This is a genomic window from Diaphorobacter ruginosibacter, assembly GCF_014395975.1.
Lineage (GTDB): Bacteria > Pseudomonadota > Gammaproteobacteria > Burkholderiales > Burkholderiaceae_C > Diaphorobacter_A > Diaphorobacter_A ruginosibacter.
Genome location: NZ_CP060714.1, coordinates 3,177,251 through 3,202,689 on the forward strand (window position 1 = coordinate 3,177,251; position 25,439 = coordinate 3,202,689).

Genomic DNA, 25,439 nt, shown 5'->3' on the forward strand with positions numbered 1-25,439 from the left:
TTGAGGCGCTGAGGCACCGAGAGCTCACCGAGAGCCGCGCGTGCCTGCAACCTGATCCTGTGACAGGGATCCGGCGATATATTCAGCACAGCGGCCAGTTCGGGAGCGCGCGGAACGCGACCTTGCGCGATTCCCGGGCCCGATCCAGCACATTCACCGACCCTTACCGACCCTTACCGACACTTTTGCGCGAAAGGAGCGCGTTCATGACCCACATCCTCTGGGACTCGTTTCAACCCGCCACCGCCCTTGCGGGCGGCGTTCTGATCGGCGTGGCCAGCGCGATCCTGATCGTGATGATCGGCCGCATCGCGGGCATCAGCGGCATCCTGGGAACGCTGATGCAGCGCGATGCCTGGGCGCACCACTTCGCCTGGGGCTGGCGCGTGGCATTCCTGGGCGGATTGCTGGCCTCGCCCCTTGTCTACCAGCTGTTCGCCCCGCTTCCCGCCATCGAGTTGCCGGACAACCCGCGCCTCATCGTGCTGGCGGGCCTGCTGGTGGGCTTTGGCACGCGCCTGGGTTCGGGCTGCACCAGCGGGCATGGTGTCTGCGGGCTCTCACGGCTGTCTCCGCGCTCGCTGGCCGCCACGCTCACCTTCATGTTCTTCGGCGCGCTCACCGTGTTCGTGATGCGCCACGTCCTGAACTGACCTCTGCATCTACCTTCAGGGAAAGACACGCCATGCTCTCCATCCTTTTCGCACTCCTCGCCGGCCTGGTCTTCGGCCTGGGCCTGATTCTCTCGGGCATGGGCAACCCGGCCAAGGTCCAGAATTTCCTGGACTTCTTCGGCACCTGGGACCCTTCGCTCGCGCTGGTGATGGTCGGCGCGATCGCCGTTGGCCTGGTCGCCTTCGCCTGGGCACGGCGCCGCAAGACGGCACTGCTCGGCGAGCCGATGCAGCTGCCTACCGCAACCAAGATCGACACGCGCCTGCTGCTGGGCGCCGCCATGTTCGGCATCGGCTGGGGCATTGCCGGTTTCTGCCCGGGCCCCGCGCTGATGAACCTGCTCACCTTCCACAAGGAGGTGACGATCTTCGTCATCTCCATGATCGTCGGCATGCTGCTGCAGCACACCTGGGCACGCAAGTAGGAAAAGAAGGACAAGGCCCGGGGAAGTGTTCTTCCCCCACCCCCGGTCACCAGGCCATCAGCGCACCTGCCGCAGCCGCCAGCAGCACGACCACCACCGGCGACCAGCGTGCCAGCACCAGGCCACCGAACGAGGCAAGCGCCAGCGCGAAGTCCGCGCGTGAATGGATGGCGCTGGTCCATACCGGGTCATACAGCGCGGCCAGAAGCACCCCCACAACGGCGGCGTTCACCCCCGCCATGACCCGCTGCACGCCGCGCCGGTGACGCAGTGCGTCCCAGAACGGCAACGCACCCATCACGAGCAGGAACGCCGGCAGAAAGATCGCCACCAGCAGCACCAGAGCCGAACCCCAGCCGCCCAGGAACTGCATGGAAACAGGCAGCGCCGCCCCGAGGTACGCAGCCAGGGTGAACAACGGTCCCGGCACCGCCTGCGCCGCGCCATAGCCCGCCAGAAAGACGTCGTTGCCCATCAGCCCCTGCGGTACCACCGCCGTCTGCAGCAACGGCAGCACCACGTGCCCGCCGCCAAAGACCAGCGAGCCGGCCCGATAGAAATCGGCCGCCACCGGCCAGATGGTGCCCGGCCACAGCATGGCGGCAGCGGGCAGTGCCAGCAGAAGCCCCATGAAAATGACCAGCAGCGCGACGGCGATGCCCCTGCCCCGGGTTGCCGGTATGGCGTCGCCACCGGGTTCCGACGAGGCCGCCGGCACCATCCACCAGCCCAGCACCGCGCCGACCACCATGGCTCCCGCCTGCGCCAGCGCGCCAGGTACGAGCAGCACCAGCAGCGCGGCACCCATCGCGATCCCCGCCCTCGCGCGGTCGGGGCACAGCGTGCGGGACATGCCAAGCACCGCCTGCGCCACCACGGCCACGGCCACCACCTTCAATCCATGCACCACGCCCGACGAGGCGATGCCCACCCACCGCGTGGCACCGAATGCAAACAGCACCATCAGTACGGCAGAGGGCAATGTGAATCCCAGCCATGCCGCCACCGCGCCCCCATAGCCCGCGCGCAGCTGGCCCAGCGCCATGCCCAGCTGGCTGCTGGCGGGGCCGGGCAGGAACTGGCACAGGGCGACCAGATCGGAATAGCGGCGGTCGTCCAGCCACCCTCGCCGCTCGACGAACTCCTGCCGGAAATATCCGAGATGCGCAACGGGGCCTCCGAACGAGGTGATCCCCAGGCGCAGGAACACCAGGAACACCTCAAGCATCAGAACTCCCCCTCCACTGCACCCGGTGCCTCATGTCGAGGTGCTCAGCGCGGATGCATTCCCTCGACGCCGCCGCCCGACGAGCCCTCGTCGCCGCCGATGCCCAGGCGATCGAACAGGCCTCCGCCCTTGGCCGCCGGGCTGGGAGTGCGGCCGCTCACCTCATCCACCGACTTCATGAAATAGGCCAGCGACTCCACGGCCTTGCCGGTCTCCTCGCCCGTGTTGATGTTCGCATCGGAGAAGCGCTCTCCCGTGTAGACACGCACCCAACTGCGCGGGCTGTAGGCCAGCTTCTCGACGAACGTCAGCGGCACATCGAACGACGTCGCAGGGTAGCTGCTTCCTTCCGGCTGAACCGAGGACTTGCTGCGCACGCGGATCACCTCGCTCGAGCCGAAGTGAAAGTCCGCCCCCGTCACGTTGACATCCTTCACATTGGGCACGCCGATGGTCAGCCGGGCGATGCCGGCACGGGCGCTGGTCCAGTCCGCTCCGATCACCGGGCATTGGTAGGTGGTCTGCACCTGGCTCTGCCCCAGGTTGCAGCTCACGCGATACGGCTGCACGGACACCAGCTTGTCGCCCGAGGGGGTGACATCCTGCTTGATCTGCGCCGCGATGCCTTTCTCGACTTTTTTCTCACTGCTGCCCGCACAGCCGGTCAACACCAGCATGGCCGCAACACCCACAGCGCCAAACGCAGCTGTCAGCCTTGGTTTCATAGATTGCTCCTCTTCACTCACCCGCGCCCCGGGCGCAGGCCAGAACGGGAGCCGTCAATGCTCCCCGACAGACATGGATCATAGAAGACTCTGCGTCGCCCCAAGGCAGCCTGGCCATTTGCCAATTGACCGGATTTCATGTCGGATTTGCCACAACTTGTTTCGCTAATCCATAGAATCAAACATATCCAGCCACGCCCGAGGCTGCGCCGCCTTGGCGCATGCGCAGGACCGGCGGGCCACCAACATCAAAACCAAAACCAGACCACAGGGGAATGAGAAGATGGGCAAGTTCTTGAGCGCCATGGCGCTGATGGCAGCCGGCATCGCGCCGACGCTGGCCAACGCGCAATGCTATTCGGTCTACGACCGCGACAACCAGCTGATTTTCCAGGACACGCAAAGCCCCATCGACATGCGCCAGCCCGTGGCCGAGGCCATCCGGAAACGCTTCGCCCCGGGTGCGCACCTCGTTTTCACACCGGCGGGCGACGATTGCACCCTCATCGACAAGACCGCTGCCCCCAAGGCCCTTCCGAGCGAGCAACCAGGCAGCGACAAGCGCTGACGAGGAACAGCCGCCCGCGCGGTCTGCGGGCGTTCTGTCAGTCCAACATTCAATCAGTCGCGCAGGAATTCCAGCCCGGTGCGGCGCACGAACTCCGCGTAGCTGATCGGCTCGGTCACGCGCGTATCGGCCGCGTTCTGCTGCCAGTGCACCCAGCTCTTTCCCGTCCCCGGGTCGTACACAAGCTTGAACAGCGCCTGCGGCACACGCACCCTGCCTGCGCCGATGGTCTGCCGCGCATCACCGAACACCGGCCCGGTGATCACGAACACATCTCCGCCCGCGCGGCGGATGTAGCGCCGCGTGTCCTGCTCGATGCGCCCCCAGGCGCCGCCGTTGTGCTTGGGGTCCTGCGGCACCATGTTGGCCAGCGAGAACGTCTGCGCCTTGCCTTCCTCGGTGCTCATGTCCCCTGCCGCAGCCATGTGGCCGCGCGAAAAGCCCGAGCGCTTGTAGTCGTCGAGCTGCGCCCTGTCGGCCGACGGCAGCCGCGCCTCGGGGTAGAACCTGTCCTTGCGCTTGATGTTCGCGCCCTGCTCGAGCTTGCGCGCATTCAGCCGCTGCACGACATAGACCGGTGTCTTGGTTTCGCCCGAATGCAGCACGGCGAATTCGTTGAAGCACAGCTCGCGCAACCGCTGGAACTGGGTGACTGCCGGGGGTTTGGCGGGAAAGAACTGCGGACAATCCGCAAAGGATTCGGCGTGGGCCGCCGGCAGCAAGGCCCATGAAACAGACAGGAGCGATACCGCTCCCAGAAGAGAAAAACGCATTCCATGAGTATGCGTCAATATGACGCGCTCATGACCTATCTCAATACGCGACGACGGCAAATTTGACTTGCCTGTCTTGTGCTCAAGGCTTGTTTAGAGTCCAGGTGTCTCGCGTCAACTGTCCACGCTCACCTTGCGGGCCACCGGCCCCGACGTTCCGGGATCGATGCACCCGGGGCCAGAGCCCCTGGGATGCACGGAGCACCGGGCCGCCTACTTCTTCACCAGCTTGCAGCTGCTCTGCTCGATGGGCCTGAATGCCTTGTCTGCCGGAATCACGGCCTTCAGCTTGTAGTAGTCCCAGGGCTTGGTCGACTCCTCCGGCGACTTGACCTCGTAGAGGTACATGTCGTGCACCATGCGGCCATCGTCGCGGATGCGGCCGTTTTCAGCGAACACGTCGTTCACCGGCAGTTTCTTCATCGCGGCCACCGTTGCCTTGGCCTCGTCGGTGCCGGCTGCCTGCACGCCCTTCAGGTAATGCAGCACGGCGGAATAGGTGCCTGCCTGCACGATGGTGGGCATTTTCTTGCGCTGGTCGAAGAATCGCTGCGACCAGGCACGGGAGGCATCGTTGCGGTCCCAGTAGAAGCCATCGGTCAGGTACAGGCCCTTGGCCGTCTTCAAGCCGATGCCGTGGATCTCGGTGATGTGGATCAGCGAAGCGGCGAGCACCTGCTTGGGCGTGACGCCGAACTCAGCCGCCTGCTTGATCACGTTGGCCGTGTCGCCCGCCGCATTGGCCAGGCCGATGACGTCGGCCTTCGAGCTCTGCGCCTGCACGATCTGCGAGGAGAAGTCCGCCGCGCCCAGGGCATGCTTGGAGCCGCCCAGCACCTTGCCGCCGGCATTCTTGATCGCCTCCTCGAACCCGCCGCGCAGGGCCTTGCCGCCCGCGTAGTCGGCCTCGATGAAGTACCAGTTCTTCTTGCCGCCTTCGGTGATGGCACGCGCCGTCCCCTGGCCCTGCGAGTACTCATCATAGGCCCAGTGCATGGTCGTCGCGTTGCAGTCCTCGTTGGTGATGCGCAGCGAGGCCGGCCCTGTCGGGATGACCACCTTGTTCTTCTCGACCGCCAGGTTCATCACGGCCAGCGTGACGGCCGACGAAGGCAGGTCGGTGATCATGTCCACCCCCTCGCGGTCGAACCACGTACGCGCGATCGATGCGCCGATGTCCGGCTTGAGCTGCATGTCCGCCGACAGCAGCTTGATCTTGAAGCTGGGCTTGTTCTGCGCAACAAAGTCGTCGATCGCCATCTGCGCGGCCAGCACCGATCCCCTGCCGCTTGCATCGGAATAGACGCCCGAGAGGTCCGTGAGAACGCCGATCCGCACCTCGTCGTCAGAGATGCTCTTCGTCTGCGCGACCGCGTGCTGGGTGAACGCGGCAAGCGCCAGGTGGACGGCAACGAGGCGCAATGTGGAAGGGGCCCTGTACGGCATGTGGTGTCTCCTGAATTGAACGAGCATGGGGTAAGCCGGCGGCCATTCAAGCCCTGTCTGCGCCTTGAACGGCCTGCATGCACGCATTGTCAGAAGAAGCCTCGGGCGTGCCTATCGTCGCATCGGACGATAAGCAGCGATTCCGGGAGGGCACAAACCCTAGTCCGGCCGCCCTATGTGCCCTGCCGTACCGGCACCGGCCCTGCGGCGCCCCACCCACAGCACGGCCAGCCAGCTTGCCAGCGCCAGGGCCAGCAGCACGGACAGGTGGAAGGCCGCGGCCTGCGCGGGGGCTCCCATCTGGTTGAGCCGCAACGATGCCTGGATGGCCGCCGTGCTCGGCGACAGCCAGCGCAGCCATTGCAGGATGGTCGGCAACGCCTCGGCGGGCCAGCTGAAGCCGCCCAGGAAGGCCAGGGGGATCGAGGTGAAGAGCAGCACCTGCATCGCTCGCTCGCGGTTGGCGAACCACCAGCCCAGCAGCACGCCCAGGCCCGCGACGGCGGGCACGAACACCGCGAGCAGCAGCAAGGCCCCGAGCGGATTGCCGCCACGGGGGAAGTCGTGCCACACGAACATCCAGCCGAAGTAATACAGACCCGAGAGCCAGCCCAGCGCGCACAGCGCCAGCAGCCGCGCCAGCCAGATGCGCACCGGCGCCGCGGCCTCGCCGCGCTCGCGCCAGGTGCCCACGAGCAGCGCACCGCCCATCAGCAGGGTCTGCTGCAGGATCAGAACCGCCACGGCCGCCACCACGAAGCTTCCGTAGCCCTCGGTGGGATTGAACAGCGCCTCCATCTGCAGGTTGATCGGCGAGCGGCTGCTTGCCGCCTGCAGGCGGCTCTGCCCGGCAGCCCCCAGGCGCCGCAGTTCGATGCCCGCCGACACCGTGCCGACCGCCTCGGCAAAGCCGTACTGCACCTGCTTGGCCACCAGCGGATAGGCGCCGTTCGCGTAGACGGGCACCACCACCTTCTGCGTGCGCACCACATCCCGCTTCAGGTCCGGGGGCAGCAGTGCATAGCCCATGACCTCGCCGCGCAGCAGCGCCTGCTGCGCCTCGGCCTCGTCGCCGGTCGTGAGGACCACCTCGATGCGCGGGCTGGCCTCCGCAAAGCGCAGCATCTGCCGCGCAAGCCCGCTGCCATCCTGCTGCACCACCGCCACGGGCACGCGCTGCACCACTTCCAGGCTGTAGAACCAGGGGTAGAAAAAACCGTAGAGCACCGGGGCACCGATGAGCAGCATGAGCACGCCCTTGTCGCCCGCCACGGCGCGCAGTGCATCCAGGAAGGCGCGCAGGAACGAGGAACGAGAGGAAGGACGGTCCGCCATCATGCTCAGCGCCCTCCCCATTTGTCGGGCCGCCGGAGGCCCCTCATGACACCCGCCGTGGCCAGCAGCATCAACACCAGCGTGGCCAGTACCAGGCTGCAGAGGGTCGGCAGGCTCTGCACGATGGGCGCCCCCATCTGGAACTGCTCCAGCTGCAGCCGTGCATAGTGGGTGTAGGGCATGGACACCGCCCAGCCGCGCGCCGATGCCGGCATGCCCAGCAGCGGAAATCCCACGCCGCTGAATGCAAAGGCCGGCGCCGAAAGCAGCCCCGCACCCGAGAGCGCCGTGCGCAGCGACAGGGTGAGCGCCGCGAGCAGGGCCCCCATGGCCAGGCTCACGGCCACGAGCGCGGCCAGCGCAAGTCCCACCCACGAGAAGCTGCCCGCCACGACCCAGCCTCGCCCCACCGTGAGCCACAGCAATGCAAGCAGGCCGCACAGCGTCAGGCTCAGCCAGGGCAGCGCCAGCTTGCCCGCAAGCGCCCCCAGCACGGTGGCCGCACCGGCGGGTCGGCCATGACGTTTCCCATCAGGTTGTCCATTGGGTGGCCCATTCGCGGCCTCGTCCATCCATTCACCCAGGGTGTGGTCGCGCAACTCGCGGCCCACGCTCCAGGCCCCTGCGGTCATGCCCAGGATATGCAGCAGCGCCGGGATCAGCGCGGCCGCCAGGAATTGCTCATAGTTCGTCGAGATGTTGAAGAGCGACACAAGACTGGTGCGCACCGGCTCCATGCGCACCGCAAGCGCCTGGCGCGGGTCGCCGCGCTTGGCGCGCGCCTGCATCTCCACGCCCGCCGACAGGGTGCCGACCACCTGCCGCACATCGCGCTGGATCAGGCTCGAATGCGTGGACAACTGGGCGTTGTGCATCAGCACCACGTCGGCCGCCCGGCCACGTTTCACATCCTGCGCAAAACCCGGCGGTATCTGCACCACTGCGTACGACGCCATCGACTGCAGTTCCCATTGCGCCTCCGAGGCATTGAGCACCTGCGCACGCACGGCCAGCCCCGGAGTGGCCTCGAGCATGCGCACCAGCTGGCGCGACAGGCTGCTGTGGTCCTGGTCCCAGACGGCCACTGGCAAACGGTGCGGCAGGCCCGCGGAGAACATCCATGCCAGCAGCATCACGGCCAGCAACGGTACCCAGGTGATCATGGCCAGATCCCAGGGACGGCCGCGCAGCAGCCGCCCGTCGCGGCGCATGCTGGCAAGCATGGGATTCGTCATGCGCTGGTTCGCGGAGTGGCTGGCGGTCAACGGGCCGCTTCGACCACCACGCTCATGCCGGGACGTGCCCCTGCGATGGGTTGGGACGGACGCGCCCGCACCTCGAAGGTCCGGGCGTCAAAACCCTGCCCTGCGCGCGTCGCTCGCCAGGTGGCGAAGTCGGGCAGTACGCCGAGGTAGTAGACCTCGAACCGCGCCTCGCGGTTGTCGAGCGCCGGCAGGCGCCCGGTGAAGTGGCTACCCTGCGCAAACCGGGCCAGCTGGTCCTCGCGCACATTCAGCACCACCCACTGGTCGCTCAGGTCCACCACGGTGACCACGGCAACGCCCTGTGGCGACAGCTCCCCCTCCTTGGCGAGCACCTGGCTGATCTCGCCGCCAACGGGGCTGCTCAGCTGCGTCTCGGCACGCGCCGCCTCGACCTCGGCCACGACGCCCTGTACCTGGCGAGCCTGGGCCTGGGCCGCGGCCTTGTCCTCCTGGCGAGCGCCCGAGGCCGCCATGTCGTACTGGGCCTTGGCCGCCAGCGCCTGGTCGCGCGAGGCACGGTAGTTGGTCAGCGCCTCGTCACGCTTCTGCGCGGCCACCAGGCCCTGGTCATGGAGGCTTTGCACGCGGCGGTACGAGGTATCGGCCAGCTCGGCAGCCGCCTGCGCACGCTGCCAGTTCAGCCGCGCCATCTGCACCTCCTGCGGCCTGGCTCCCGCCTGCGCCTTGTCTGCCACGGCCTGCGCCGCATCGCGCGCGGCCTCGGCCTGCGCGAGCTTGGCGCGTACCTCGGGGCTGTCCATCTCGACCAGCAGGTCGCCGGGCTTGATCTGTTGCCCTTCCTTGACCAGCACCTTGGCGATGCGGGCCGTGACCTTGGGCGCGATGTCGGCCTCGCGCGCCTCCATCTGCCCTTGGAAATAGGCAGGCGCCGGCTGCGCGGCGCGCCAGAAGCCCCAGGCCACCAGCGCAATCACAAGGGCCACCACCACGATGGCAACAAGGGGCGGCTTTCCTCGGGGCGCCTGCGCCACCCGGGGCTCGGGGGAAGTGTGCGTATCGTCGGTCATGGTGCGTTGGAAGGAATCTGAATGTCGGCCTGGGCCATGTATCGCTCGAAGGCATCACCCTGCCCCGAACTCTCGAGCAGCGCCGCCAGCGCCTGCACATACTGGTTCGCGCTCTCCGCGCGCTGTGTTTCCACCTTGGCCAGATTCGTCTGCGCGTCGATCAGGTCCAGCACGGTGCTGGTGCCCTCCTGGAGTCCGGCCTCGCGCAGGCGCAGCAGCTCGCGTGCCAGGTCCTCCTGCGCCTGCTGGGCCTGGTACTGGCGACGGGCCTGCTCAACGCCCATCCAGTTCTTCTCGACCAGCAGCGCAATGTCGCTGCGTGCCTGGGCTTCCATCAGGTCGGCCTGCTCGATCTTGCGCTGCGACGATGCCGCCAGGGCATTCCGGTCGATGCTGTCCCACAGCGTCCAGCGCACGGCCACGCCGGCGATCCAGTTCGGCTTGCCGCTGGTGGCCAGTTCATGCGAGCCGAAAGCCAGCACCTGCGGCTTGCGCAAGGCCTCCTGTGCATCATGCAGGGCTCCGGCCTGGCGGCGCTTGGCCTGCACCTTGTCCAGCCCCGGATGCTGCCGTTCGGCTGCCGAGACGAACTCCTGCAGCGGCGGCAGCGGCCGGCTGCTCACGAACAGCGGCGAGCTCGGCAACACCCGGGATTGCGCCCTGACCGTGCGCGCGAGCGCCGTGGCGGCCAGATCCGCATCGTCCCGCGCCTTGCGTGCCTGCTGCTCGGCATCGGCCAGGGCCGCACCTGCCTGCAGCCGCTCCACCCTGGCGATCACGCCCGCCTTGAGCATGCTCTGCGCGGCCGCGTCGTGCCGGCGCACCGCATCCAACGCGCGCATGCGCAACTGCGCAGCCCGCTCGGCCAGCTGAGCGCCGAAGTAGCGCTGCACGAGCAGCGATTGCAATGACTCACGGCTGCGGGTAGCGTCAGCCACGGCTTCATCGGTGGCGGCATCGAGCCCGGAACGCACGGCATCCGACAACCCGCCCACATACAGGGGCCAGACCAGCGACAGGCTGGCCGAGGCGTTGTTCTTTTCCCGCTGGAGTCCCACGCTGGAGGGCAACTGCGGCAGTCCCGGCAGCGCAGACCCCAGCTCGGAGGGCAGCATGCCGATCGCGCCGTTGAGCATGCGCCGCGCCGGATCAAGATCGATGTCCGCGTTCACCGAATAGCGGTAGGCCATGCCGGTGACCGCCACCGACGGCCCGCCAAATCCGTCCATCCCTTCGCGACGCAGGCGGGCGCTCTCCACCGCCTTGCCATCCGCGGCCCATTGGTCCGAACGCTCGAGCAGCGCCTGCTGCGCCTCTGCAAAACTCAGCGCCGGCGCGACAGGCTGTCCCCACGCCGGGCATATGCCCGCCGCCATCAGGCTCCCGATCAGGCAGCCGCACAGTAGCAGGCGACGCCAGCGCGGGGGCGGCGACAAGCCGGGTGCCAAGGATTGCCACTCAGCTGAACAACACTCGGCCATCGTTCGTGTCCTCATACGATCCGGGGTGAGACTGGACGCCATCCTAGCAGGCATGGATGGCGATGCGCACCGTTTCGGGCACCTTGCCGGCCTCCCGCCGATTACCTACCGATCGCGCCGCAATGTCTGGGAGAGCTTGAAGCGCCCCTCGGGATAGAGGCTGATGGCTACGTAGAAGCGGCTGCTTTCGCCCTCGCGGTAAAGCCGGTACACCGTACGCAGCGCGGGGCTCTTGGGCGGGACGCCCAGGATGTCTGCCACGTTCCGGGGAATCTTGCACGCCTCCACCGTCTGCTCGATGCGGTCGATGGGGTGCTGCTGCAGCTCGTCCAGGAACTGCCACACCGAACCGCGCTTGTTCCCGATCATCGGGATCACGCTGCGATGCTCGGGCCGCAGATAGAAATCCGTCCACGAGGCCGCCACCTTGGTGTCTGGCGAGTCGCGGAAGGTGGACACCTTGATCCACGACTCGCCGGTCTCGCAACCCAGTTCGCGCGCCAGCAGCGCGTCCGCGACGACATCCTCCGTGCTCACCAGGTGCAGATCCGCAGCCGAGGAGAAACGCAGAACATCGCTGGCGCTGTTGGTCTGGACGCTGTAGGAGCCCTGCGGGCTGCTGGCGACGACCACGCTGCCGATGCGGGGCCTTCGCGTCACCAGCCCCTGACGCTGCAGGGCCGCCAGGGCGGCACGCGCGGTGAAGCGGCTGACGCCATGGATCTCGCACAGGCTCATTTCCGGCGGCAGCGTGCTGCCCACGGGGTATTCACCCGATGCAATCTGCTGCTGCAGCGTCTCCGCCAGTTCTACATATATAGGCTTGCCCAATCTGAACCTTCGCTGGATGGAGCGGCCCGCCACCGGAGAGTCCCCGGGGGGCATGCCGCAAATCTATGGCTCGGAGTCGGGTGCGGCGTCAGGTGCGACCGCTGCATGAAATCATGGCGTCAAGCGCCAGCACGCCTTCTCCTTGGGGCAGTACGATAACAGGATTGACGTCCATCTCGGCGAGCCTGTCGGCATGGCGGAACGCGAACTGGGAGAGGCGCACCATCGCCTCGACCAGCGCTTCTTCATCCGCAGGTGGCTGGCCGCGAAAGCCGCGCAGCAGCGCCGCGGCCCGGGTCATGGAGATCAATTCGCGGGCGCTGTCGGGGCTCATCGGGCACATGCCGAACGCCACATCCTTGAACAGCTCCACGGCGACCCCTCCCAGGCCGAACATGAGCACGGGACCGAACGCGGGATCGCGCTTGATGCCCAGCACCACCTCCACGCCGCGCGAGGCCATGCGCTCGACCAGGAAACCCGTGAACTCGAGCTCTCCGCCCTGCTCTCGCATCTTCTGCGCCGCAGCCTGGGCCAGTTCGGGCGTCGCGAGGTTCAGGGCAACCAGGCCATGCTCGCTCTTGTGCGCAATGCCGCGCGCGAGTCCCTTGACGACCACCGGGCCCGCGAGCTCGCGGGCACAGGAAGCGACCTCCTCCACGCTTGCGGCTACGCGCGACTCGGGCACCCGGATTCCGAGCGCCTTGACCAGCGCCTTGGACTGAACCTCGTCGATCAGCCCCTCCACCGCCGGAAGATCCGGAACGCTGCCGTCGGCGTCGCCTCTCGCCAGCAGGGGCTGGTTCGCCCTGCGCGCAAACCCGTTGAGCTGCGCTGCCGCGCGAAGGCTGCGCGCCAGCGGGATCCCCAGGGCGCGTGCGCGCTCGAAGCCCGCCTCCTGCACATGGCCCGACACAGGAACGATGGCGCTCGCCTTGTCGCTCACGCCCACCACATCGAGTGCCTGATCGAGCCACAGCTGCGAGCGCTCGTCCCGCGGCGCCCCCACGCCAACCCACAGCACCGAATCGATGGCATCGTCTTCCAGCGCAATGGCCAGCGCCTGCCTTGGCAGCTCGGGATTACTGAACACGGCTCCCCCCACATCCAGGGGGTTGGACGCCTTGACATAGCTTGGCAGGATCGCCTCGAGCTTTTGCAAGGTCGTTGCCGACAGTGCCGGGAGCGGCACGCCGGCCTCCGCGCATTCGTCGGCCAGGATGGAGGCCGCGCCTCCCGACAGCGTGAACACCAGCATCCCGCCGCGGCCCACGGGCTGCCTGCCCTTCCAATGTGCCAGCGAGGCCGCGGTGGACAGCAGGTCCTCGCTCTCCTGCACACGCAGGATGCCTTCCTCGCGGCACACGGCCGCAAAGATCTCGTCGGCACCGGCCAGCGCCCCCGTGTGGGACATCACCGCCTGCCGCCCCAGCTCGGAGGTTCCGGCCTTGAACACCACCAGCGGCTTGCCGACGGCGCGCGCGCGCCGGGCCGCATCGACGAACCGCCGGGGCTGGCGCAGCCCCTCGATCATCAACGCGATGACGTCGATCTGCTCATCTCCCAGCATGTACTCGACGATCTCCTCCATGCCGATGTCCATGGCATTGCCGACGTGCGCATAGAGCCCCACATCCGCCCCGGCGTCCTCGCCGTTGAGCAGCAGCCCGCCCATCATCGCGCCGCTTTGCGTGACGAGCCCCACGCGCCCGGTGCGCGAGTGGGCCATCGACTCGAAGCTGCTGTTGTAGCCCAGGCAAAGGCCCGCAGCGGGATTGCCGGCGCCAAGGCAGTTCGGGCCCAGCATGCGCATCGTCCCACCGCTCAGGATCTGCTGGAGCCGGCGCGCCCGCTCGACCCCTTCCGCGCCCTGCTCCTCCCATCCCGCACTGCAGACCACCACGACGCGAACACCCGCGGCCTTGCACTCGGCGACGGCCTGCAGCGTCATCTCCGCGCTGAGCGCGATCATGGCCAGCTCGGGCACCTCCGGCAGCTCCGCCAGGGCCGGATAGCAGCGCACGCCAAACAGCTCGGGATACTTGGGGTTGATGGGATAGAGCCCCCCCTTGAACCCATGGCGCAGGCAGTTGCGCAGGCCGCGCGACGCAGGCGTGTTCGGCCGCTCCGAAGCGCCGATGAACGCGATCGAGCGAGGGTGGAAAAGCGTGCCCAGGCCGGCGTGCGGCGCGTGCAGGGCAATGGTGTCAGTCATCGTATTCACGTGATGTCTCGGTATTGGTTGATGGTCATTCGTTGCGGCCATGCGCGGGATGGAGGCCCGTGCGCTCGAAGCGGCGCACGAGCGCGCCATCCACGGACGACGCCAGCAGTCCCTGGCTTTCCAGGAAGTTCAGGTGCGCGATGGCCTCGCCCAGCCCGAAGCCGACCTGCTCGTTGCGCAACTCGCGCTCGAACAGCGCGGGCAGGAACTCGTACCCGGTCATGGGCCGCACACACGCGTCGAGCACCACCCTCAGGCGCTCCTCGTGGTGTGCGCGTATCTCCTCCACTCGCCGTGCCACGCCGTAAAACGGCTGCTTGTGCGATGGCAGCAGCAGGGTCGAAGCGGAGATGTCCTCGAAGCGCTGCAGCGTCGCGAGATAGGAGTGCAATGGGTTCGGATCGCCGCCCGGCCACACCGCGATGTTGGGCGTGATCTTGGGCAGCACCTGATCGCCGCCGATCAACACCGCCCCATCCTCGCTCAACAGGCTCAGATGTTCCGGCGAATGACCGCGCCCGATGATCGGCACCCAGCGCCGCCCGCCGAGCTCCAGCGGCTCGCGGGTATCGATCTCGATCACCCCGTGCGGCAGGGCGCACACCTGCGTGCCATAGCGCGGCATGTGCTGCAGCAGCTCGGCGGCCACCGCATCGGGCAATCCGTGTTCGCGCCAGAGCGGCGTGCGCTCGGACACCACGTCACGCGCGGGGTCGGCGTAGCGTCCCGCGACTTCGAGTTCGCCGGGCGTCATGAGGACCGGCACGGCGAACTGCTCCATGATCCAGCCCACCATGCCGACGTGGTCGGGATGGTGGTGGGTCACCACGATGCGCCGCAGCGGCCCATGCCGCGTGAACCAGGGAGCGCGAAAGACGGACTCCCACAGGGCGCGGTTGGCAGGCGTGTGGATGCCTGTGTCGACCAGGGTCCACCCGTCGCGCTCCTGCAGCAGGTAGACGTTGATGTGGTTGAGCGCGAACGGCAGGGGCAGGCGCAGCAGAAAGATCCCGGGTGCCAGCTCCAGAGGCTCGCCCTCTGCAATCTCCGCTTCGGCATACCGCAGTGCAGGCAGGCCTTCGCGCCGTTTCCAGAGCTGCTCGCCGATGATGGTGAGGGTCTGCGCCATTCACAGCCCCATCTGCTTGGCGATGATGGTGCGCTGGATCTCCGATGCGCCCGCGCCGATCATCCCGATGCGCGAATCCCGGAAGAACAGCTCCATGTCGTACTCCTTGAGCACACCGTAGCCGCCCATGATCTGCACGCCATTGTTGGCGATGTCGAACATCGCCTCGCTGGCCCAGAGCTTGGCCATGGACATCTCCTTGAAGCACGGCAGGCCCTGCTCCAGCATCCAGGCGACGCGGTAGCCCAGCAGCCGTGCGATTTCGGCCTTGGTCTGCATGTCCGCCAGCTTGTGCTGCACCGCCTGGAACTTGGAGATCGGCTGGCCGAACTGCCGGCGCTCCTTGGCATAGGCCGCCACGTAGTCGATCATGGCCTGCGACGTGCCCGAATACATCATGGCCACGCTGAGGCGCTCGATGCCCAGCCCGCTGTTGAGGTTGGCCCAGCCCTCGTGCAGCTTGCCCATCATGCGCGAGCGCGGCACCCGCACGTCGCGGAAGAACACCTCGTTGGTATGCGTGGCCGAGCGGCCCATCTGCTTGAGGGGACGGATCTCGATGCCCGGCGCATCCGCGTCGACCAGGAAGATAGTGATTCCATCGTGCTTCTTCTCGGGGTTGCGGATGGTGCGCGTCACCGTGACGATCTGGTGGGCCACGTGCGCGTTGGTGGTGAACATCTTCTGGCCGTTGAGCACGAAGTGATCGCCCCGCTCCTCGGCAAACAGCTCGACCGCGGCCGCGTCGGAGCCCACGTTCGGTTCGCTGAGCGCGAAGGCGAGCCGGGTTTCACCGGAGATCACCTTGGGCAGGAACTCATCCTTCTGCGCCTCGGTCCCGTACGTCATGATGTTGTAGGCACCCAGCACCACCGTGGAGAAGTACGACGTACCCGCCCCGTACCAGCCGTATCCGGCCTCTTCCAGGAAGATCGCGAGCTCCATCGGCCCGAGCCCCGCACCGCCATATTTTTCGGGAAAGGGAATGCCCATCCACCCCTGTGCGGCCATCTTCTCGTACAGCTCGGACGGAAAGCGATCGTTGTCGCTGCACGCGCGGATGTATTCGCGGGTGCACTCCTTCTTCATGAACCTGCGCACCGATTCCCGGAGCATCTGCTGTTCCTGGGTAAAACCGAATTCCATGTCATTGCCTCCTTTTTATTGATGCGGAACGGCCGCTTTGCCGATGGACTACGCGCCCGCTTGATGGACGGGCCGCGCCCGCGATTTGCGATTGAGAAAGGCGGATACCGCGCTGCGGTGTTCGCTCGACGTGAATGCACGCCCGAGTGCCAGGGCCTCCTGCTCGAGCGTTTCCCGCAGATCCCGCGAGCGCGCGAACTGCTGGAGCCCCTTGATACCCGCGAGCGCACCGGCTGGCAGGGCCACCAGCCGATCCACCACCTCCTGCGTCACGCGGCCGAGCTCCTGGGGCGACGCCAGCCGGTTCACGAGGCCGTAGCGCTCCGCCGTCGCGGCGTCCACGAAGTCTCCAAGCAGCAATAGCTCATTGGCACGCCCCGCTCCCACCGTACGCTGCAGAAGGTAGGAGCAGCCGAACTCCGGCGTGAGGCCGATGCGTGCAAACGGAAAGCAGAAGCGCGCCTTGTCCGACGCAATGCGAAGGTCGCAGGCCAGGGCAATGGTTGCACCACCTCCCGCCGCCACCCCGTTGATGCTGGCCACCACCGGTTTCGGCATGGCCTGCAGCAGGCGGGCCAGCACGTTCGGCCCCTGGCGAATCCGGTCGCTCCACTGCTGCTGCGTATGTCCCTCCCCGCGCTGGAAGGTGTCCCGCATGTCGCCGCCCGCGCAGAACGCATCGCTGCCCGCGCCCGTGATCACCACGGCACGCACGCCGCCATCCGTCGCCGCGTGCTCGCACAACTGCACCAGCTGGCGTGTCGTCGTCTCGCCGAGCGCATTGCGCCGCTCCGGCCGGTTGATCGTGATCCAGGCGGCGCCATCACGCTTTTCGTAAATGAGATCTGTGATTTGCATGGATTGCCGCAATTCGTGATTCATCAATATGTCCGGACAATATTTCGAATCAATGAGCGTGTCAATTCAATGCATGGAGATTGCCTTAGGTGAATTCACTATGTACCGCGTCATTGACATGAGATTGTTCAACAAGCTATTGTCCGGATCAGCGCGCGCAACCCCACCTCCATGACAACGTCAGGCTTCGGCATCGGTCCGAGTGGCTCTGGCACTTTCCACAAGGATCTTGTGTATGAAGCGTCGTATCGCCCTGCTCACCGCTGCGGCCGCACTAGCGGCCAGTACCCATTGCATGGGTCAGGCAGCGTTTCCCCAGAAGACCGTCACGTTCATCGTTCCGCTGGCCGCCGGCGGCGGAACGGACATCCTGGCCCGCAAGCTCGCGCTGCAGCTGTCGTCCATCTGGGGACAGTCGGTCGTCGTCGAGAACGTCAGCGGCGCAAGTTCCATCATCGGCACGCAGCGCGTGGCCCGCGCGGCGCCCGATGGCTATACGCTGCTGGTCACCACCAACGGCCCCATCGTCAGCAACCGCTATCTCTTCAAGTCGCTGCCCTACGACCCCGACAGGGACCTCATCCCCGTGTCCCAGCTGGCCGACATCGACATGGTGCTGCTGGCCCACAAATCGCTTGCAGCGAACTCGCTGAAGGAACTGGTCGCACAGGCAAGAAAGGACCCTGGCAGCGTCACCTACGCCTCCTACGGCAATGGCTCGCAGCCCCACCTGCTCATGGAGCTGTTCAACAAGCGCGAGGACATCCAGATCACGCATGTGCCATACAAGGGGCTGGGGCCCGCCCTCACCTCGGTGATGGCCGGCGAAACCATGCTGACGCTCACGGGCCGCGGCTCGGGAGAGGCCGCCATCCGCTCGGGCAAGACCAAGGTGCTGAACTACAACTCGGACCGGCGCGACCCTCTCTACCCCGACGTGCCGACCTCCGCCGAGTCCGGCTATCCCTATTTCCGTGTGGCCACCTGGCACGGCGTGTTCGCCCCGAAAGGCACGCCCAGGGACATCGTGGCCAGGATCAACAAGGACATGCTCACGGTGCTCCAGCAGCCGGAGTTCCGCGAGGACATGGCCAAGCGCGGCTATGCGATCCCGACGCGCAGCCCCGAGGAGTTCGCGGCCGTCATCCAGGAAGAGGTCAAGGCGACCGGCGAGATGGTGAAGGCGGCCGGACTCAAGCCCGAGTAACGCATCCGCCTGGGGCACTGACCCAAAGTCCCAAAGAACAAACCGGCTCGAGGCCGGTTTGTTTCTGGGCGAGGCAACTCACTCGGCGCGGTGCTAGACGGTGGCACCCGTCATCTTGACCACCTCAGTCCATTTCGCGAGTTCGTCGGCGATGAATTTTCCGGACTGTGCGGCATCGAGCGGCAGGGGCTCCATGCCCATGCCGAGCAGCTTTTCGCGATTGCGGGCATCCGAGAGGTACTCGACGATGCTCGCGTTCAGGCGCTTCACAACGGCATCCGGCATCTTCGCCGGCCCCATCACGCCGTACCATGCCTTGAGATCGAAATGTGGCAGACCCTGCTGCGCGAGCGGCTGAACCTCGGGCAGCGCCGGCGACGGCTGCGCGGCCGTCAGGCCCAGCGCACGCAACCTGTTGGAGCGGATGTAGGGCAAGGCGATCGGAATGTCGGTGAACATCATCGACACCTGTCCGCCGATCAGGTCCTGCATCGCCAGTGCGCTGCCCTTGTAGGGAACGTGCAGGATATCGACCTGGGCCATGTGCTTGAAAAGCTCGCCGCTCAGATGCTGGGAAGTCCCGGCGCCGGAGGAGCCGAACGACAGCTTGCCCGGTTGCGCCCTGGCCAGTGCAATCAGTTCCTGGACATTGCGCGCGGCAATCGACGGATGCACCACCAGCACGTTCTTCTGCACCACCGTGGCCGAGATCGCGGAGAAGTCCTTGAGCGCATCGAACGGCAGGCGCGCACCATACATGCTCGGCGCGATCCCGTGCGTCGCGCTGGACGCCATCACCAGCGTGTATCCATCAGGCGCCGCCCGCGCCACGTACTCCGCACCGATGTTGCCGCTCGCGCCCGTCTTGTTCTCCACGATCACGGGTTGCCCAAGCTTCTCGCTCAGATGCTGCCCCAGCAGGCGTGCGAGCTGGTCGAGCGCGCCGCCGGCAGAGAACGGATTGATGATATGGATCGGCTTGGCCGGATAGCCCTGCGCCTGCGCCCATGCCAGGCCGGGTGCCGCAGCTGCCGCGGCAAGCCCTTGAACCAGTAGACGTCGTTGCATCTTTGTCTCCTTTGTCTTTGTCTTGTGAAATGCGTGCTCAGAGCTTGCCGGCGTAACTCGCCTGAAATGCCATCGCGGGGTCGCACTGGATGCCATAGGGTGCGATGGGGTAGCGGATTCCATGGCCCGCGAGCCACTCCAGGCCCGTCACGATTTCCTGCAGATGGGACACCTGCAGCGCAATCAGCATCTCGTCGTCCTGCACGCCGCCGAACTTGCGCTCCGCAAAGCAGGGAATGGCCATGCTGGGCTCGCGCGTGGCAAGGCCCGCGCCCCAGCTGTCCGCGCACGCCGATTCGCCGGTGGTGCCGAACTGGTAGCGCACGTAGCTGCGGTGCTGGAGCGCATTGATCAGGGTGACCATCTGTCCCGGGGTTGCGTACACCAGCACCGTGTCGGGATCCTTCAGGCGCCCCGAGGCCAGGGGCGAGAGAACCACTCCCACATACTTGCCATGCGGCACGCGCGGCATCTGTGCCTGGTGCTCGCGCGAGGCCTCTATGGTGGCGAACCACACGCCGTGGAACATGCTGCCATCAAGATACTTGGTGCCCGGTGCATTGAGCCCCATGACCCCTCCGCAGTTGCTGGCGGCGGGCACATTCTCGTGCGTGGCCCCAAGCGTCCAGCCCAGCCAGCGCGCCTGCCCCACAAGCTGGCACATCGAGAAGCGCACGCCCGCGGCAGGCCAGCGGATGCCCTTGATGGACTTCATCTCGTCCACGGTCTCGAACAGCTTCAGCGCAAGCGGCGCGGTGCGCAGCCGCAGGCGCTGGTTGAGCCTGTTCACCAGGTCTTCATGGTCGATCTCAGCAATCACTTCACTCATGGGGAATTCCTGACGGGGTCTCTTGGGTTGTACGTGTCGAGGCGGCCAGCAGCGCGCGGCTGGTCTCGCCCCAGCGGGGAGCCGCCTCGCATTCGATGTCGATCAGGTCCAGGCAGCGCATCACGCTGTGATCCACGATGTCGGCAACGCTCTGGGGCCGGTTGTAGAAGGCAGGCACGGGCGGGAACACGATCGCCCCTGCCTGGGACACGCGCAGCATGCTCTCGATGTGCCCCACATGCAGCGGCGTCTCGCGCAGCATCAGCACAACGCGCCGCCGCTCCTTGAGGGCCACGTCGGCCGCGCGGGCGATCAGCTCGCCCGTATTGCCCCATGCCAGGTTGGACATGGTCTTGATGGAGCAGGGAGCCACCACCATCGCGTGTATGCGGAACGAGCCCGACGAGATCGACGCACCGATGTCCACGCTGGAATGCACCACATCGGCCAGGGCCTCCACCTGCTCGATGGCAAGCGAGGTCTCGAGTTGCAGCGTCTGGCGCGCGGAACGGCTCACGACGAGGTGGGTTTCGACGTCGGGGGCCGCGCGCAGCATCTCCAGCAGGCGGATGCCATAGGCACTGCCGCTGGCGCCGGAGATCCCGACCACCACGCGCTTGCGTGCGGAAGTGCGCGAGCTCATTCGACGCTCACCTTGAAGCACACCTGCCCCCAGCTTCCATTGCAGAAGCCCGCGTCCTGGCAACTGAAGGAGTTGAACCACATGCCGTCGGGGTCCAGCCCCTCGGCGATGCGGTCGTGCGCCATGGCCGCGTGGATCGTCATCGGTGCCACGGCATAGATGCAGACGTTGCACGATTTCACGACGCCCGCCGCGCTGACCTCGATCCGGTCGCCCTCCTTGAAGCCCGCGGCACAGCCATGGGCCGAGACGACCGTGGCGACCACAGTTCGCCGGTTGGCCTCGGGAATGGCCTCGGCCGCGCGGCGGCGGCGCTCATCAGCCCGGAACTCGGCCATCTGCTCGTCGGTGTAGCCCATGTTGGCCTGGAACTTCTCCCAGTTGAAGGGCCGTGCGGGCTTGGTGGGGTTGGATGCATCGCTCATGATGTGGGCCTTTCATTCTTGTTCAGCGGGAACCTGCCGGTTCGACTCGTTCGACTCAATACCTGCGCGACAGCAGCGACTTCACATAGTCGGGCTGGCGCGCCCGCAGTCTGGCGGCGGCCTCCTCGCCGATCCAGTCCTCGATCGCCACGTTCTCGAAAACGCCTCGCGTATAGCGATCCGAGTTGGCGAATGGCGCGGTGGCGTCGATGTACACCTTGCGCCCCGTACCCGCCGCGTCCCCTTCGGCCAGCATGCCGCTGACCTTGGCCCGTGGCGAGAGCATCAGTCCCTCCCGCATGTCGGAGCGCGTGATCACCGCCCACATGACATCGTCCGCGTTGGTAATGTCGATGTCGTGGTCCACGGCAATCACCCACCCCAGGTCGGAGTGCGCGGAAAGCGCACCGAACGCGAGGTTGTTCTGCAGCCCCTCGTCGCGAAAGCTCTTGCGCCGGATGCGGATCACCACGCCCAGGCAGCCGCGCATGGCCTGCAGCACATGGCAGTTCTCGAACACGCGGGGGCTGATGCGGCGGCAGGCGTCGAACACGGATGCCTCCGCGGGCAGGGCCATGAGATTGGTGGTTTCCGCGTTCACCGCGAGCGGGAACCAGTACACCGGGTTGTTGCGGTGCGTGATGCCGGTGACGTTGAATTCCCAGACACGCCATGCGCGTCCCATGTAGCCGCCGGCCTCGGGCATCATGCCCTTCTCCCCGTCCTTGCCGGAGTCCTCCTCCGAGGCCAGCCGGTCGGTGTCGATATAGCCTTCCAGGACGTATTCGGCCTCCGCCAGGCTCCACGCCCCCTCCTGCGTGCGGCATTTCACATATTCCACCGCCTTGCCCTGCAGCGCTCCCGCCATGCCCATCTCGTCGTAGCCGAACGGCGTGAGCGTCTGCTGCGTGCTGCCCGAGCACGCGAGCAGCACGGCCGGCCCGGCACCGATGTTCACGCTGATGGGGATGCGGCGCTCGCCCCGAGCGCGCATCTTGCGGGCGATCTCCAGCAGGTGCCGGCCCGCCTGGATGGTGATGCAGGTGAGATCCGGTCCCAGCACCCGCATGCGATGGTAGGAGCCGTTGAATGCGCCCGTATCCGGATCGCGGATCAGCGCCAGCCCCCCGGTGATGACGCAACCCGCGTCGGCGGAGGTCTGCTGCGCGAGCGGCAGTGTCTTGAACAGGTCGATGCCGCTCGTGATCACGTTCTGCTGGCAGGCCGCCTCGGCGGTTTCCCGCGACGCAATGGGGTTCAGCGCCGCGTCGGCAAGTCGCGCGGGCAGGTCCTGCGCATCGATCCCGCACCAGCGCGCAATGCGCTTGCGATCCGCGAACACATTGGTGACGATCCGCTTGCCCTCGTGCCCCCGCACGTTGTCGAACACCACCATCGGTCCCGCGTCCGTGGTCCGCGCAATTGCCGCCACCTCGAGGTAGGGGTTGGTCTCGCGCGTGATGCGCAGCAGGTCATCGTTCGCCAGCGCTTCATCCATGGCGGCCGACAGGCTTGTCACTGAATGCATTGAGTCTCCAATGGGTTGTCTTATTTGTCCGGACTATAAAACAACAAAAGGAGATGTCAATAGGATCATTCGCTCCCATCCTCCAATGCACTCCTCCCTGTGAGGAGGAAAAAATGAGCGCACATCCCCCTGACCGCCTTGTTGCGGGGCAGCTTTATTTGTACGCAACAATGATCACCCCAGCGTCATGCCGGGGTGCAAGAAATAGAGAGGGAGGGGATTCAATGAAACGCGATCACGCCCGGGCCGGCGGCATGCCAAGTGCATGCTCCAGCGTCGCGATTGCCTGCTCTACTTCGGGTGTTTTCCAGCCGGCGTCACCCGCATGGCGCGCACCATAGAAGTCCGCGACCACAGCGATCGCCGCGCTCGGGGGCGGCTCCTGATGCCGGTCTGACGGAAGCGGCATGGCCGCGAGGCGGTCCATGGCATGCCTCTCCGCCTGCAGTTCGGCCTGCTGGATCTGCGCGCGAAGGCCGCTCAGTGATGCGTCTTCCTTGTCAATGGCGCGGCGCGCGGCGCGCAAGGGCCGGACGACCTGCTCGCGCCAGTCCCGGACCTCGGCATCCGCATGGGCGACCTCCTGCCCGGTGACATTCACGCCGTGCCGATGCGCGAGACAGGCCGCGTGCAGCAGGACCAGCACGTCCAGCGACAGCCGGTCCTGCAGCAGCAGGCAGGCCTGCGGCACGCCAGGGCGCGCATAGCACTGCAACGCATACGACCACTGTTCATTCGCTCGGCTGGCATGGGCTGGATTCGTCATGGCTTGTCCCGGACGGTGTACGGCCTCCATCTTGCCACTGCATCGCGTCCGCGAAAACTGCACCGCCAGGCCCGCGGTGGATCACCACCGCGGGCTCTGCTCTCACAGAGGCTCCGCCTGCGGCCCGCGAATCAGCATGCCCGGCAACTCGCCCGTGGGCTGGCCATCCCGCATGATGACCCGCCCGCGCTTGAGCGTTGCCACATAGCCTTCCGCCGTCTGGTTCAGGCGCCGCCCGCCCGCCGGCAGGTCGAAGGCGACGTAGGGCGGCGGCAGGCGCAGGCGGTCGAAGTCGATGATGTTCACATCGGCCAGATAACCCGGCTTGAGTTGCCCGCGGTCGCGCATGCCATAGATACCTGCGGTCTCCATGGTCTGCTTTTTCACGATGTGTTCGAGCGGCAGCCGCGGCCCGCGCTGGCGGTCGCGCACCCAGTGCGTGAGCATGTACGTGGGCACGCTCACATCGCAGATGTAGCCGCAGTGCGCGCCACCATCGGCCAGGCTCATCATGGTGTTCGGGTGCTGCAGCTGGGTGTGCAGCTGGCTCAGGTCGTTGTAGGCGTAGTTGAAGCTCGGAAAATAGATGATGCCCTTGCCGTCCTGCGCCATCAGCATGTCGTAGGCGATCTCGAGCGGACTGCGGCCATCGCGCTGCGCGATCGATGCAATGCTGCGCTCCTGCGGCGGCTCGTAGTCCGGCTCGGCGCCGAGCGCATACATCTTCTGGAAGCTCTGCGTGAGATAGGCCAGCCGCGAATCGAACTCGGCCGACGCCATCAGCGCGTCCATGTCGGTGAGCTGCGCACGCACCTGCGGGTCGCGCAGGCGGTTGATTTTCTCGTTCCATGGCAGCGGGGCGATCTGTTTCCAGACGTCGTGGGCCATGAACGGGTGGATCGATCCCTGCCACGCCATCAGGATGCCGGCCGGACGCCCCCCGATCGCGCCGTAGATGGGCACGCCATCGGCATGCGCCCGGTCGAGACTTTGCAGCAGCCGCCTCCAGTTCTCCGCCGTGCCGTCGGTCTGCACCAGTGCGAATGCCACGGGCAGCTGGTTCTCCTGCGCGATCTGCCGCAGCCACGGGAATTCCGTCTCCATCTGATAGTGGTTGGATGTCATCTGGAACACCCCGTGGCCTGCCTCCTTGATGGCGCGTGCAATGCCCAGGATCTCGTCGGGCGTGGCGAACGTGCCCGGCGGGAACTTGCGGGTCTCATACTTGTGGATGAAGGTGCGCGTGGTCGAGAACCCCAGCGCACCGGCCTGCAGTCCTTCCTTCACCGCCGCCACCATCCGGCGGATGTCGTCGGGCGTCGCCTCGTCGTGCGTGATGCCGCGCTCTCCCATCACATAGGTGCGCAGCGCCGAATGGGGAATCTGCGCGCCGACGTCGATCGCGCGCGGCATCCGCGCGAGGGCGTCGAGGTACTCGGGAAACGTCTCCCAGTCCCAGCGTATGCCTTCGGACAGCACCGTTCCGGGGATGTCCTCCACGCCCTCCATCACGCGGATCAGCCAGTCGCGCCGATCCGCCTTCACCGGTGCGAACCCCACGCCGCAGTTGCCCATGACGACGCTCGTGACGCCATGGTCCGCGGAGGGACTCAGGTAGGGATCCCACGTCGCCTGCCCGTCGAAATGCGTATGCACATCGACCCAGCCCGGCGTAACCAGCGCGCCGTCGACGCGAAGCTCCCGGGCCCCGGCACCGAGCTTGCCGCCCACGGCCGCGATCTTTCCGTCGCGAATGCCGAGGTCGCCCTCGAACGCTGGCGCTCCCGTTCCATCGACGATGCGGCCGCCACGAATTACGGTATCAAACATGCTCATG

Annotated in this window: 24 protein-coding genes; 4 read left to right on the top strand and 20 right to left on the bottom strand. The window is 66.5% G+C overall.

What is annotated here, in order from left to right; all coding sequences use genetic code 11:
• The first annotated feature begins 206 nt into the window (after window positions 1–206).
• Together H9K76_RS14435 and H9K76_RS14440 are read left to right on the top strand one after the other, a co-directional pair.
• Window positions 207–653 carry a YeeE/YedE family protein gene (locus H9K76_RS14435; RefSeq protein ID WP_187596076.1) on the top strand — a complete coding sequence of 149 codons (447 nt, stop codon included), beginning with the start codon at window positions 207–209 and terminating at the stop codon, window positions 651–653.
• 32 nt (window positions 654–685) lie between these two features.
• The gene (locus H9K76_RS14440) at window positions 686–1,099 is read left to right on the top strand and encodes a YeeE/YedE family protein (RefSeq protein ID WP_187596077.1); all 414 of its coding nucleotides are present in this window, start codon (window positions 686–688) and stop codon (window positions 1,097–1,099) included.
• A 46-nt stretch (window positions 1,100–1,145) separates the two neighbouring features.
• Here the strand turns inward: H9K76_RS14440 and chrA are convergent, their stop codons facing one another.
• Together chrA and H9K76_RS14450 are read right to left on the bottom strand one after the other, a co-directional pair.
• A complete protein-coding gene (gene chrA, locus H9K76_RS14445; RefSeq protein ID WP_187596078.1) occupies window positions 1,146–2,327 on the bottom strand; it encodes a chromate efflux transporter in 1,182 nt (393 codons plus the stop codon).
• A gap of 44 nt (window positions 2,328–2,371) precedes the next feature.
• Window positions 2,372–3,052, bottom strand: coding sequence for a hypothetical protein (locus H9K76_RS14450; protein WP_187596079.1), 681 nt, complete (start codon window positions 3,050–3,052; stop codon window positions 2,372–2,374).
• Between the two features lie 283 nt (window positions 3,053–3,335).
• On the opposite strand from H9K76_RS14450, the gene H9K76_RS14455 reads away from it, so the two are divergent.
• Complete coding sequence (locus tag H9K76_RS14455; RefSeq protein ID WP_187596080.1) at window positions 3,336–3,620, top strand: hypothetical protein; 285 nt, start codon at window positions 3,336–3,338, stop codon at window positions 3,618–3,620.
• Window positions 3,621–3,673: 53 nt separating this feature from the next.
• Here the strand turns inward: H9K76_RS14455 and H9K76_RS14460 are convergent, their stop codons facing one another.
• From H9K76_RS14460 to H9K76_RS14510, 11 genes are all read right to left on the bottom strand, one after another.
• Window positions 3,674–4,393, bottom strand: a complete 720-nt coding sequence (locus tag H9K76_RS14460) for a DNA/RNA non-specific endonuclease (RefSeq protein WP_187596081.1) — start codon at window positions 4,391–4,393, stop codon at window positions 3,674–3,676.
• Window positions 4,394–4,606: 213 nt separating this feature from the next.
• Window positions 4,607–5,839, bottom strand: a complete 1,233-nt coding sequence (locus tag H9K76_RS14465; RefSeq protein ID WP_187596082.1) for an ABC transporter substrate-binding protein — start codon at window positions 5,837–5,839, stop codon at window positions 4,607–4,609.
• A 159-nt stretch (window positions 5,840–5,998) separates the two neighbouring features.
• On the bottom strand, window positions 5,999–7,177 hold the full coding sequence (locus H9K76_RS14470) for an ABC transporter permease (protein WP_425489593.1): 1,179 nt from the start codon (window positions 7,175–7,177) through the stop codon (window positions 5,999–6,001).
• A gap of 2 nt (window positions 7,178–7,179) precedes the next feature.
• A complete protein-coding gene (locus H9K76_RS14475; protein WP_187596083.1) occupies window positions 7,180–8,409 on the bottom strand; it encodes an ABC transporter permease in 1,230 nt (409 codons plus the stop codon).
• Window positions 8,410–8,435: 26 nt separating this feature from the next.
• Window positions 8,436–9,467 (bottom strand): HlyD family secretion protein, encoded by a 1,032-nt coding sequence (locus H9K76_RS14480; protein ID WP_187596084.1) that lies wholly within the window; start codon window positions 9,465–9,467, stop codon window positions 8,436–8,438.
• Window positions 9,464–10,915: a TolC family protein gene (locus tag H9K76_RS14485; protein ID WP_246475026.1), complete on the bottom strand. Its 1,452-nt coding sequence runs from the start codon at window positions 10,913–10,915 to the stop codon at window positions 9,464–9,466. The genes H9K76_RS14480 and H9K76_RS14485 overlap by 4 nt, the downstream gene beginning before the upstream one ends.
• A 138-nt stretch (window positions 10,916–11,053) precedes the next feature.
• Window positions 11,054–11,833, bottom strand: coding sequence for a GntR family transcriptional regulator (locus tag H9K76_RS14490; RefSeq protein WP_187596085.1), 780 nt, complete (start codon window positions 11,831–11,833; stop codon window positions 11,054–11,056).
• 34 nt (window positions 11,834–11,867) lie between these two features.
• On the bottom strand, window positions 11,868–13,994 hold the full coding sequence (locus H9K76_RS14495) for an acetate--CoA ligase family protein (protein ID WP_246475536.1): 2,127 nt from the start codon (window positions 13,992–13,994) through the stop codon (window positions 11,868–11,870).
• A gap of 34 nt (window positions 13,995–14,028) precedes the next feature.
• Window positions 14,029–15,132, bottom strand: coding sequence for an MBL fold metallo-hydrolase (locus tag H9K76_RS14500; protein ID WP_187596087.1), 1,104 nt, complete (start codon window positions 15,130–15,132; stop codon window positions 14,029–14,031).
• The gene (locus H9K76_RS14505) at window positions 15,133–16,278 is read right to left on the bottom strand and encodes an acyl-CoA dehydrogenase family protein (protein ID WP_187596088.1); all 1,146 of its coding nucleotides are present in this window, start codon (window positions 16,276–16,278) and stop codon (window positions 15,133–15,135) included.
• Between the two features lie 48 nt (window positions 16,279–16,326).
• A complete protein-coding gene (locus H9K76_RS14510) occupies window positions 16,327–17,136 on the bottom strand; it encodes an enoyl-CoA hydratase/isomerase family protein (RefSeq protein WP_187596089.1) in 810 nt (269 codons plus the stop codon).
• Window positions 17,137–17,371: 235 nt separating this feature from the next.
• Here H9K76_RS14510 and H9K76_RS14515 point away from each other — a divergent pair, with 235 nt between their 5' ends.
• Entirely contained in the window at window positions 17,372–18,343 is a 972-nt protein-coding gene (locus H9K76_RS14515; protein ID WP_187596090.1) for a Bug family tripartite tricarboxylate transporter substrate binding protein, read from the top strand.
• Between the two features lie 93 nt (window positions 18,344–18,436).
• Here H9K76_RS14515 and H9K76_RS14520 read toward each other — a convergent pair whose 3' ends face one another.
• From H9K76_RS14520 to H9K76_RS14550, 7 genes are all read right to left on the bottom strand, one after another.
• On the bottom strand, window positions 18,437–19,411 hold the full coding sequence (locus tag H9K76_RS14520; protein WP_187596091.1) for a Bug family tripartite tricarboxylate transporter substrate binding protein: 975 nt from the start codon (window positions 19,409–19,411) through the stop codon (window positions 18,437–18,439).
• 37 nt (window positions 19,412–19,448) lie between these two features.
• Window positions 19,449–20,240 (bottom strand): DUF169 domain-containing protein, encoded by a 792-nt coding sequence (locus H9K76_RS14525; RefSeq protein ID WP_246475029.1) that lies wholly within the window; start codon window positions 20,238–20,240, stop codon window positions 19,449–19,451.
• Window positions 20,233–20,883, bottom strand: a complete 651-nt coding sequence (locus H9K76_RS14530) for a UbiX family flavin prenyltransferase (protein ID WP_187596092.1) — start codon at window positions 20,881–20,883, stop codon at window positions 20,233–20,235. The genes H9K76_RS14525 and H9K76_RS14530 overlap by 8 nt, the downstream gene beginning before the upstream one ends.
• Window positions 20,880–21,308: a hypothetical protein gene (locus H9K76_RS14535; RefSeq protein WP_187596093.1), complete on the bottom strand. Its 429-nt coding sequence runs from the start codon at window positions 21,306–21,308 to the stop codon at window positions 20,880–20,882. Before H9K76_RS14535 ends, H9K76_RS14530 begins: the two co-directional genes overlap by 4 nt.
• Window positions 21,309–21,363: 55 nt before the next feature.
• On the bottom strand, window positions 21,364–22,836 hold the full coding sequence (locus H9K76_RS14540) for a UbiD family decarboxylase (protein ID WP_187596094.1): 1,473 nt from the start codon (window positions 22,834–22,836) through the stop codon (window positions 21,364–21,366).
• 235 nt (window positions 22,837–23,071) lie between these two features.
• Window positions 23,072–23,602 (bottom strand): TIGR02444 family protein, encoded by a 531-nt coding sequence (locus tag H9K76_RS14545; RefSeq protein WP_187596095.1) that lies wholly within the window; start codon window positions 23,600–23,602, stop codon window positions 23,072–23,074.
• Window positions 23,603–23,704: 102 nt separating this feature from the next.
• Window positions 23,705–25,432: an N-acyl-D-amino-acid deacylase family protein gene (locus H9K76_RS14550; protein WP_187596096.1), complete on the bottom strand. Its 1,728-nt coding sequence runs from the start codon at window positions 25,430–25,432 to the stop codon at window positions 23,705–23,707.
• Window positions 25,433–25,439 lie beyond the last annotated feature (7 nt).

What these genes read in the sequence shown, in the direction of transcription:
- H9K76_RS14440 (WP_187596077.1), top strand. Translation starts at nt 686, where the DNA reads ATGCTCTCCATCCTTTTCGCACTCCTCGCCGGCCTGGTCTTCGGCCTG.
- H9K76_RS14540 (WP_187596094.1), bottom strand. Translation starts at nt 22,836, where the DNA reads ATGCATTCAGTGACAAGCCTGTCGGCCGCCATGGATGAAGCGCTGGCG.
- H9K76_RS14515 (WP_187596090.1), top strand. Translation starts at nt 17,372, where the DNA reads ATGAAGCGTCGTATCGCCCTGCTCACCGCTGCGGCCGCACTAGCGGCC.
- H9K76_RS14510 (WP_187596089.1), bottom strand. Translation starts at nt 17,136, where the DNA reads ATGCAAATCACAGATCTCATTTACGAAAAGCGTGATGGCGCCGCCTGG.
- chrA (WP_187596078.1), bottom strand. Translation starts at nt 2,327, where the DNA reads ATGCTTGAGGTGTTCCTGGTGTTCCTGCGCCTGGGGATCACCTCGTTC.
- H9K76_RS14495 (WP_246475536.1), bottom strand. Translation starts at nt 13,994, where the DNA reads ATGACTGACACCATTGCCCTGCACGCGCCGCACGCCGGCCTGGGCACG.
- H9K76_RS14535 (WP_187596093.1), bottom strand. Translation starts at nt 21,308, where the DNA reads ATGAGCGATGCATCCAACCCCACCAAGCCCGCACGGCCCTTCAACTGG.
- H9K76_RS14450 (WP_187596079.1), bottom strand. Translation starts at nt 3,052, where the DNA reads ATGAAACCAAGGCTGACAGCTGCGTTTGGCGCTGTGGGTGTTGCGGCC.
- H9K76_RS14435 (WP_187596076.1), top strand. Translation starts at nt 207, where the DNA reads ATGACCCACATCCTCTGGGACTCGTTTCAACCCGCCACCGCCCTTGCG.
- H9K76_RS14475 (WP_187596083.1), bottom strand. Translation starts at nt 8,409, where the DNA reads ATGACGAATCCCATGCTTGCCAGCATGCGCCGCGACGGGCGGCTGCTG.
- H9K76_RS14490 (WP_187596085.1), bottom strand. Translation starts at nt 11,833, where the DNA reads ATGCCCCCCGGGGACTCTCCGGTGGCGGGCCGCTCCATCCAGCGAAGG.
- H9K76_RS14455 (WP_187596080.1), top strand. Translation starts at nt 3,336, where the DNA reads ATGGGCAAGTTCTTGAGCGCCATGGCGCTGATGGCAGCCGGCATCGCG.
- H9K76_RS14465 (WP_187596082.1), bottom strand. Translation starts at nt 5,839, where the DNA reads ATGCCGTACAGGGCCCCTTCCACATTGCGCCTCGTTGCCGTCCACCTG.
- H9K76_RS14550 (WP_187596096.1), bottom strand. Translation starts at nt 25,432, where the DNA reads ATGTTTGATACCGTAATTCGTGGCGGCCGCATCGTCGATGGAACGGGA.
- H9K76_RS14500 (WP_187596087.1), bottom strand. Translation starts at nt 15,132, where the DNA reads ATGGCGCAGACCCTCACCATCATCGGCGAGCAGCTCTGGAAACGGCGC.
- H9K76_RS14530 (WP_187596092.1), bottom strand. Translation starts at nt 20,883, where the DNA reads ATGAGCTCGCGCACTTCCGCACGCAAGCGCGTGGTGGTCGGGATCTCC.
- H9K76_RS14525 (WP_246475029.1), bottom strand. Translation starts at nt 20,240, where the DNA reads ATGAGTGAAGTGATTGCTGAGATCGACCATGAAGACCTGGTGAACAGG.
- H9K76_RS14480 (WP_187596084.1), bottom strand. Translation starts at nt 9,467, where the DNA reads ATGACCGACGATACGCACACTTCCCCCGAGCCCCGGGTGGCGCAGGCG.
- H9K76_RS14470 (WP_425489593.1), bottom strand. Translation starts at nt 7,177, where the DNA reads ATGATGGCGGACCGTCCTTCCTCTCGTTCCTCGTTCCTGCGCGCCTTC.
- H9K76_RS14505 (WP_187596088.1), bottom strand. Translation starts at nt 16,278, where the DNA reads ATGGAATTCGGTTTTACCCAGGAACAGCAGATGCTCCGGGAATCGGTG.
- H9K76_RS14520 (WP_187596091.1), bottom strand. Translation starts at nt 19,411, where the DNA reads ATGCAACGACGTCTACTGGTTCAAGGGCTTGCCGCGGCAGCTGCGGCA.
- H9K76_RS14545 (WP_187596095.1), bottom strand. Translation starts at nt 23,602, where the DNA reads ATGACGAATCCAGCCCATGCCAGCCGAGCGAATGAACAGTGGTCGTAT.
- H9K76_RS14460 (WP_187596081.1), bottom strand. Translation starts at nt 4,393, where the DNA reads ATGCGTTTTTCTCTTCTGGGAGCGGTATCGCTCCTGTCTGTTTCATGG.